Genomic DNA, 7,026 nt, shown 5'->3' on the forward strand with positions numbered 1-7,026 from the left:
CGCTTTTGACATCTAAGGGCGCTATGTAAGTTACCCCCTGCCTTTTTGTCAGTATAGATGTGTTGATATATCGATTCATGGCTTGGGACCTCTTGCCAACCCAGCATTCTCAGTCGCCCTGTGATTTGCTCAGGTGAGTAGTGCTTGCTGAGTAGATGATCAATATAGCACCAGCCAAAGCGGCTGATCTGTGAGCTATTCACAACTTTGCGCGCGTTTGCCAATCGATGGGCTTGTTTGGGGCGATAACCCCTTTGTCCCATGTTTCGCCTTATCTCTCGACTCACCGTTGATTTATGACAGCCAATAATTCTAGCTATTTCACTCATGCCTTTTTTAGCTTGCAATAGCGCTGATATTTGATATCTTTGCTCTTGGGTAAGATGTGTATAGTGTTTCATAACGTTCTGATATGTAGGAGTTGAAGTTTGAAATGCAACACGGCACATCTTACTCTTCAACTCATTCTTTTAAAACGTTGCACTTCTTATTTGAATCTAGGTAAAATAAAAAACCTAATGGTAATACAAATAAAGGGGCGGCATAAAAAATGGCGTTCGCAGTCGCGAGAGGTAATACTTGAAGAGACAGTACCATGAATATCACACCTAACAACCACACGTGACTACGAACAAAGTGCCATTTTATATTACTGAATAACTTGTTCTTTTTATTAATTAAGCAAAATGGCAACAGCATTAAAACCGCTGTGCATTGACGAAACAGGATAAATTGATATACCGCCGTCTCAGAGGGCAAGGCCTTTATCAAGGCGTCTGAGAAGACCGCAATGATATTTCCTAGTACCAATAGCGTCATGGCAAATGCAACACTCATCTTTGGCATTCTTAGCCTCCTCGCCCTACTCTAAATTCAGAAACTGTTAAAACCCCAATGGGTTCATGCTGATTTAACGATCTGTCAGGCAGTATATTCAAGTAACGGTATGATGTATAATGATATAAAACATATTTAGTATTACCTGAGGTAATAATGGATTTACCACCGCTGCGTGCAATACAGTGCTTCGAGTCCGTTGCACGGCTTAACAGCTTTTCAAAAGCAGCAGAAAGCCTCAATGTGACACAAAGTGCCGTGAGTCACCAAATACGCATCCTTGAAGAGTATCTTGGGGAAGCAATGTTTTACAGGCAAGGCCGGACCTTTTCGTTGACAGAGGTTGGTGAGCGTTATTTCACAGATGTGAGTGGCGCATTGGGTCTACTTTCAGATAGTAGTCAGATTATTAAACATGGAAAACCTGGGCATATACGCTTAGCTCTGTACAGTTCAGTCGCAGTGAATTGGTTGATTCCTCGACTAGAAGACTTCTATAGACAGTATCCAGAAATAGAACTCACTTTAGATATGGTTAATCATCCCTCTGATTATAATGAGCAAAGGGCCGATTGTTATATCACCGTCGATCCTCCTCCACATGCTTTCATCAGTAAGTTTTTATTTACTGAAACTTTATATCCTGTGTGTGGTCAAAAGCTTTGGGAGAAAATAAGAGATAAACCCCTTCCTGACGCATTGTGGCGGCATCCAATATTGTCTGTGAGATATGCAGATACAAGCGTGAATACAGCAGAGGATTGGCTGCGGTGGTGTAAGGCAGGCGGATTTGAATTGCCAAGCGATATAAAGATAAATCATTTTAGTCATGTACTACTAGCGATAGAAGCCGCAAGGTACAATCTGGGCATTACTCTTACCAATAATTATATGATGCAGGATGACGCTTATAAACAAAATATCGTTAGAATTCCAATGCACGAATTTCTAACAGGGGACCAATTTTACTTCGTTTGCAAGGAATTAAAGAATAATCAGGATGATATTATTAAATTAAGCGAATGGCTGAAATCCCAATGTAATTAAAAAAATCTTTACCTTATTTGTTATCAAAAGATCAAATTATGATTTGTTATAGGGGTTTAAAATGATGATTTAGAAAATCCCGATCAACAATTCATAAAGACTCATATCCTCAATAAATAGTCATTTATTTTATCTGATCTTAAATAAGATATAGTCAATCCAACTTAAAGTTGTAACAGCAGACATTGCTGAATAAATGATTTAGATCATTCTCACCCCAGCCCTGCCTGAGCTTTTTTACCTCAGCCCATTTGTGTTCAATAGGATTTAGATCAGGACTGTAAGGCGGTAGCCAGAGTATACGGTGACCGTGTCGGTTTAATAGCTTTTTGATACGTTTGTTCTTATGAAATCTGGCATTGTCCATGACGATGACACATTTGTGACCAAGCTTTGGAATAACGTTATAAAGACTTAACTATATGTTATCTATCAGCCCACTTTAGAACTGACTTTTAGACTAAACCTAGAAACAATACAAATAAAAAAGTTAAGTAATGCATAAGGATTAGATTATGATTGCTAATGTATTTAATTCCATCGCAGACTCCTTCTTTAATTTTTTACTAGCCATTATTTGCGTACTCATGTTATTGGCACCACTGTATAAATGGAAGTCTCGTCCTAACAAGGCGCTCACCAAAAGAATAATAATAGCAATTTTTTTAATTCCAGTCTCTTTATATCTTCTAGTAGATACTTTCAATACTAAAGACCAGAAAAAAAACGATCAACTGTTATCAGTTGCTCATTTATCTGAAAGAGATAGGCCATTAGAAAATGAAAACCATATTAGTATGCCTGATAAGCATGCTTTTGCAGCGGCCCTTGAATTGAATGGTATTAGAACAAAACAAAATAACGAGAGCCGGACCAACCTTAAAGAGAATAAAGATGAGCATCAAGAAGGTAGCTCTCAGGTAAGTCTTCACTCTGAAAATAATAATGGAGGGTTGTAGACTTGTGGCACAACTCTTTGTGTATGACGAACTGATGGTCAATCCATCTGATCTCTACTATCAAATCCGTAGTAACAAACTTCGCGGATTTTAGTGACGCAGCCTGACAGTAAAAATCAAACTACACCTATCTTGGCGATACACTATCTCATTTTTCAAACCCACGAAGGCGATGTGATTTTGGTTGAGCAGTTTGACCGCTTAGCACGTTTGAAACAAGCTGATTAGGTTACTCTCAAAAGAATGCTATCAGAGAAAAAGTTGGCAGTCGTATCAAAAGAGCTGCCGACCTCACATATGGCGCTTCAATCTGAGAATAGCACTGAATTTATGAGTAGCGTGTTGCAAGCCATCAATTCAATGTTACTTGATATGCTCGCTGCTATTAGAAAGGACTATGAAGATCGGCGTAACCGTCAGATGCAAGGTATTGCTCGTGCTAATACAGAAGATAAGTATTCAGGACGTATGAAAGATTCCGAGAAACGTAAGATTATCGCTAACCTCCTAAAATCTGGACATAGCTATACTGAAATGCAAGCTACGGCTAAGTGTTTTCGTCAACTGATAGCTGTTGTAGCTATAAAAATGGGTCGATACTCAAATACTCAAATACTCAAATACTCAAATACTCAAAATTATTTTGAGGATCTGTAATAACCTTGTCAAATAAAAATGGTCTGTTATTAGAGTTCCTCTGATATATTCTGTTTAAGTAAGAAAAATATTGATTACGTTTCAGGTTGCAGTATTTTAGCCGAATCTTTTATAAACCAATCATTATCGCAACGATGATACTAATACTAGCTTGAGCTTGATTATCAAGGCAGATTTTCCTGCGTATAGCAGGATTTGTTCTAACTATTCAAACCATTTGCTTCATCTTTAAAGGTCTCTACAACGATAGAGAAAATGTCATCCCAAACTGCCTCATTTGCTAAAAAAGGATAGTCCTTAAGTAGCTTATTACTCTTAGTGCCTTTATTTTGTAGCATACTGCGAATGATTCTATCGGCATAGCTGTTGGGCATCTCAACAATCTCTTTTATCGCCAATCGTGCATAGTCATGCTTTCTTAGGTACTGTGACTCGTTATGCATCTCTTTTTCAATAACGTGAGCAATGAGTCCTGATAAGTACTGAACGTGAGGCGTTAGATCCATAAAGCGCCATGCAGGTTGAATGAGGTGAGTGTTTTCAAAATTTAAGTTTGAGCGAATACCATCAGGGTAGGTAACTGCCTTTTTATCAAAGCTGTAATGATCACGGATTTGCTCCATAAGTGGCACGGATACACGGTCTAAAATTTTATCATACGCATGACGGTCTGAGGGATGCTCAGCGATGGCTTGCGATATAGGTAGGATAATCGGCTCATGAATGACCTGGTCGCGTCTGAGTACATCGTTAATTAAGAAGCGATGTACTCGGCCATTGCCATCAGCCAGCGGATGAATATACACAAAAGCAAAGGAAGCAACCGCACTACGTATCAGTGCCGATTGTCCCTCGGTCTTTTCCATAAATGCCTGTAACCCTTTGAGCTTTTCAGCAATGTCATCAGCAGGTGGCGCGATATAGTGCACAATCTCTTTAAAGCCATTGACCTGAGTATGCGACACAAAAACTGGTGATTGACGGACACCATACTGCTGGATAACCGTTTTGCTGCCGAGTATCTCTTGTTGCAGCTCTGCTAGTGATTCAGGATCAAGCGGGATATCGCCCTTGCCGGTACGCCTTGCCATTACATCGGCGAAACGTTCAATACGTTTTAACTCTTTCCCTTCACCTTCTATAGTAAAACTGGCTTTACTCTCTCGTAATGTCATCCATACGGAGGCGCGCATCAGTAAGTCTTGCCCAAATTCATCGTTAAGTTTGTCAACCATCATGGCAATATCGAGTGCAGCTGCTTGTGTAAAAGCCTCTGTTTTCACCAGCATCGGACAGAAATGACGGGTTCCTGCTAGGTTGTCATTGATACGCCAGCGGGCGTTCTTGATAACCTGCGAAGGACTTGAAGTAACCAATTTCTTGGTATCCAAAGCATCCACATAGTTACCGCCTATATTACTCGGTACCTCTAAACGCTTATCCATAAGCCATTCATATAAGAAAGCCATTCTACGGGCATAGCTGCCTGTCGGCTCAGCGTTTACCCATGCTTGCACGTCATTTGCCCCTATCTGCTTAAACAAACGAGTCAGTAACTCTAAACTCAGTACTTCATGACGCATGTGAAACTGTAAGTGCGCAATGATTGTGTCCAGTGGACGCGCGGTTTCCTGATAAGTGTTATGAATGACGTCACCGTCTTTATAGGTTTGTCTGCGTCCACCGATACTGCTGCTGACATATAAAGGGGAAACCAGCTCGATGCTGGCATAACGGATAAGCCATGCTGCGCCAATAGGATCTGAGATAGGGGTATTCATTATGAGTGGCTCAAGCGATTATAGATAAGCCATTTTGCAGAAAAGCGATTATGAATGCAAGATAATGGTTATTATCAAGCCTTACTGCATTAAATCGATTTTTATATGACGTTGTGATACCTGTAAATAAAGATCAAAAGGCGTATTGAGTGGATATAATGAGTTCAAATTGAATGAGGTAAATACACCGTTCTTAACATAGCTACGTAGTAATAGAGTACCCATTTCTGTAAATAATGCGGTAATCCCCCACATCAATACTTATCAAAAAAATACAGCAATTATAAGCATTACAACATTTTGGCAAACCTAATCGAAAGAAGGATTGCTAATAACAGAATTAGACCGATTATCCATAATGATTGTAAGAGAAATTTTTTATCATCCATAATTGAGACCATCCCAGATTCTGTGTAACTGACGTTTAGATTAAATACTTACACAAAATTTAGGATGCTCTCCATTATTATGACCCCTGCCGTCAAATCCGTACAGTTAAACTTGGGAGATTTAATTACGCAGCTTGACGATAATAATCAAACCACACCTGTCTTGGCGATTTATAGCCCAAGCTCTTTTGAGTTCTCGTTTGGTTGTAATATAGTTCAATATATCCAATGATATCGGTAATGGCGGCAAATCTAGTTTTATAGTCTTGGTGATACACCAGCTCGTTCTTTAATATGCCCCAGAAGCTTTCTATGGGTGCGTTGTCAAAGCAGTTGCCTTTAGCACTCATTGAGCCTGTAAACTGATGCTGCTTGATGATTTTGTGATAAGCGTGGCTACAGTACTGACTGCCTCTGTCAGAATGCACAATCAGCCCTTTGCCTGGTCGTCTGTTCTTGATTGCCATATTTAGTGCACGACAGACTAAATCAGCAGTCATGCGTTTATTAATGGCGTAGCCAACCAGCTCTTTGGTGTATAGATCTTTGACCCCTGCTAAGTACAGCCAGCCCTCATTTGTCCAGATATAAGTAATGTCACTGACCCAAGACTCATTAGGACGCTTGGCATCAAACTGCTGATCGAGCACGTTTGGATAAACCAGCTTGTTGTGATTAGAGTCGGTGGTCACTTTAAAGCGCTTATGACGTCGGCATTTGATGCCGTGCTCTTCTTTGATGCGTCTCACCATGTATAGGCTAATGTCATGGCCTCGCTCACTTAGATGCGCATGCAGACGCTCATATCCATAGCGCTCCTTTGTTTCACTGTGCGCGGCTTTAACCAGCAGCTCAGACTGGTTGCGATGTATCTGTTGATCGCTGATATCACGACTCAGCCAGTCGTAGTAGCTAGAATGCTTAACCTTTAGTACACGGCACATAGCTGTGATACTAAATATCTGCTGGTTATCCTTAATAAAGGCGTACTTTACTAACTGTTTTTCGCGAAGTACGCCGTGGCCTTTTTTAATATCTCTCGCTCCTCCTCGGCAACTTTAAGTTGTCGCTTGAGCTGCTTTATTTCTTGAAGCGCTGTCATAAGATCAGGATCATATTGTTCTGTGCCGATAAGCTTGCCTTGATTGGCTTTGTTATGCCAATTTGATAGCGTTTGCATGGCAATGCCAAGCTGCTTTGCGGTAGCCGAGATATTGCCATTATTGTCTGATATCTTCTTGACAGCTTCTGCTTTAAATTCGTCACTGTAGGTTCTTACTTTCTTGGTCATGATAAACTCCGATTAATACGCTTAGTTTACCAAGTTTATCTCTACGGTTTCTTCAGCATAGCTCA

At 40.2% G+C, this 7,026-nt stretch carries 9 protein-coding genes; 4 read left to right on the plus strand and 5 right to left on the minus strand.

The window, feature by feature from the left end; all coding sequences use genetic code 11:
* Together W293_RS17150 and W293_RS0102220 are read right to left on the minus strand one after the other, a co-directional pair.
* Window positions 1–401, minus strand: a 401-nt coding sequence (locus W293_RS17150; RefSeq protein WP_037025970.1) for a helix-turn-helix domain-containing protein, incomplete at its 3' end; no start/stop codon positions are given.
* A 61-nt stretch (window positions 402–462) separates the two neighbouring features.
* The gene (locus W293_RS0102220) at window positions 463–846 is read right to left on the minus strand and encodes an EamA family transporter (RefSeq protein ID WP_025650897.1); all 384 of its coding nucleotides are present in this window, start codon (window positions 844–846) and stop codon (window positions 463–465) included.
* Between the two features lie 147 nt (window positions 847–993).
* Here W293_RS0102220 and W293_RS0102225 point away from each other — a divergent pair, with 147 nt between their 5' ends.
* The gene (locus tag W293_RS0102225; protein ID WP_025650898.1) at window positions 994–1,884 is read left to right on the plus strand and encodes a LysR substrate-binding domain-containing protein; all 891 of its coding nucleotides are present in this window, start codon (window positions 994–996) and stop codon (window positions 1,882–1,884) included.
* Window positions 1,885–2,038: 154 nt separating this feature from the next.
* Here W293_RS0102225 and W293_RS0102230 read toward each other — a convergent pair whose 3' ends face one another.
* The gene (locus tag W293_RS0102230; protein ID WP_319802574.1) at window positions 2,039–2,284 is read right to left on the minus strand and encodes a transposase; all 246 of its coding nucleotides are present in this window, start codon (window positions 2,282–2,284) and stop codon (window positions 2,039–2,041) included.
* 115 nt (window positions 2,285–2,399) lie between these two features.
* On the opposite strand from W293_RS0102230, the gene W293_RS0102235 reads away from it, so the two are divergent.
* The 3 genes from W293_RS0102235 (at window position 2,400) to W293_RS15965 (ending at window position 3,500) form a co-directional block, all read left to right on the plus strand.
* Window positions 2,400–2,843 carry a hypothetical protein gene (locus W293_RS0102235; protein ID WP_025650900.1) on the plus strand — a complete coding sequence of 148 codons (444 nt, stop codon included), beginning with the start codon at window positions 2,400–2,402 and terminating at the stop codon, window positions 2,841–2,843.
* A 93-nt stretch (window positions 2,844–2,936) separates the two neighbouring features.
* Window positions 2,937–3,071: a hypothetical protein gene (locus W293_RS17475; RefSeq protein ID WP_264298306.1), complete on the plus strand. Its 135-nt coding sequence runs from the start codon at window positions 2,937–2,939 to the stop codon at window positions 3,069–3,071.
* A 15-nt stretch (window positions 3,072–3,086) separates the two neighbouring features.
* Window positions 3,087–3,500: a hypothetical protein gene (locus tag W293_RS15965; RefSeq protein WP_051395146.1), complete on the plus strand. Its 414-nt coding sequence runs from the start codon at window positions 3,087–3,089 to the stop codon at window positions 3,498–3,500.
* A 200-nt stretch (window positions 3,501–3,700) separates the two neighbouring features.
* On the opposite strand, the gene W293_RS0102245 is transcribed toward W293_RS15965, so the two are convergent.
* Entirely contained in the window at window positions 3,701–5,281 is a 1,581-nt protein-coding gene (locus W293_RS0102245; protein ID WP_025650901.1) for a Fic family protein, read from the minus strand.
* Between the two features lie 514 nt (window positions 5,282–5,795).
* Window positions 5,796–6,961, minus strand: a protein-coding gene (locus W293_RS0102250) for an IS3 family transposase (protein WP_156915601.1) whose coding sequence is annotated in 2 segments (ribosomal slippage) — window positions 5,796–6,703 and window positions 6,703–6,961 — 1,167 coding nt in all. Because the reading frame shifts where the segments join, the coding sequence is not laid out codon by codon here.
* Window positions 6,962–7,026: the final 65 nt, after the last annotated feature.

Source organism: Psychrobacter sp. TB67 (assembly GCF_000511065.1).
GTDB lineage: Bacteria > Pseudomonadota > Gammaproteobacteria > Pseudomonadales > Moraxellaceae > Psychrobacter > Psychrobacter okhotskensis.

Bases quoted from the DNA above. Each gene is read 5' to 3' on its own strand.
- W293_RS0102220 (WP_025650897.1), bottom strand. From the start codon at position 846: ATGCCAAAGATGAGTGTTGCATTTGCCATGACGCTATTGGTACTAGGA.
- W293_RS0102225 (WP_025650898.1), top strand. From the start codon at position 994: ATGGATTTACCACCGCTGCGTGCAATACAGTGCTTCGAGTCCGTTGCA.
- W293_RS0102235 (WP_025650900.1), top strand. From the start codon at position 2,400: ATGATTGCTAATGTATTTAATTCCATCGCAGACTCCTTCTTTAATTTT.
- W293_RS15965 (WP_051395146.1), top strand. From the start codon at position 3,087: ATGCTATCAGAGAAAAAGTTGGCAGTCGTATCAAAAGAGCTGCCGACC.
- W293_RS0102245 (WP_025650901.1), bottom strand. From the start codon at position 5,281: ATGAATACCCCTATCTCAGATCCTATTGGCGCAGCATGGCTTATCCGT.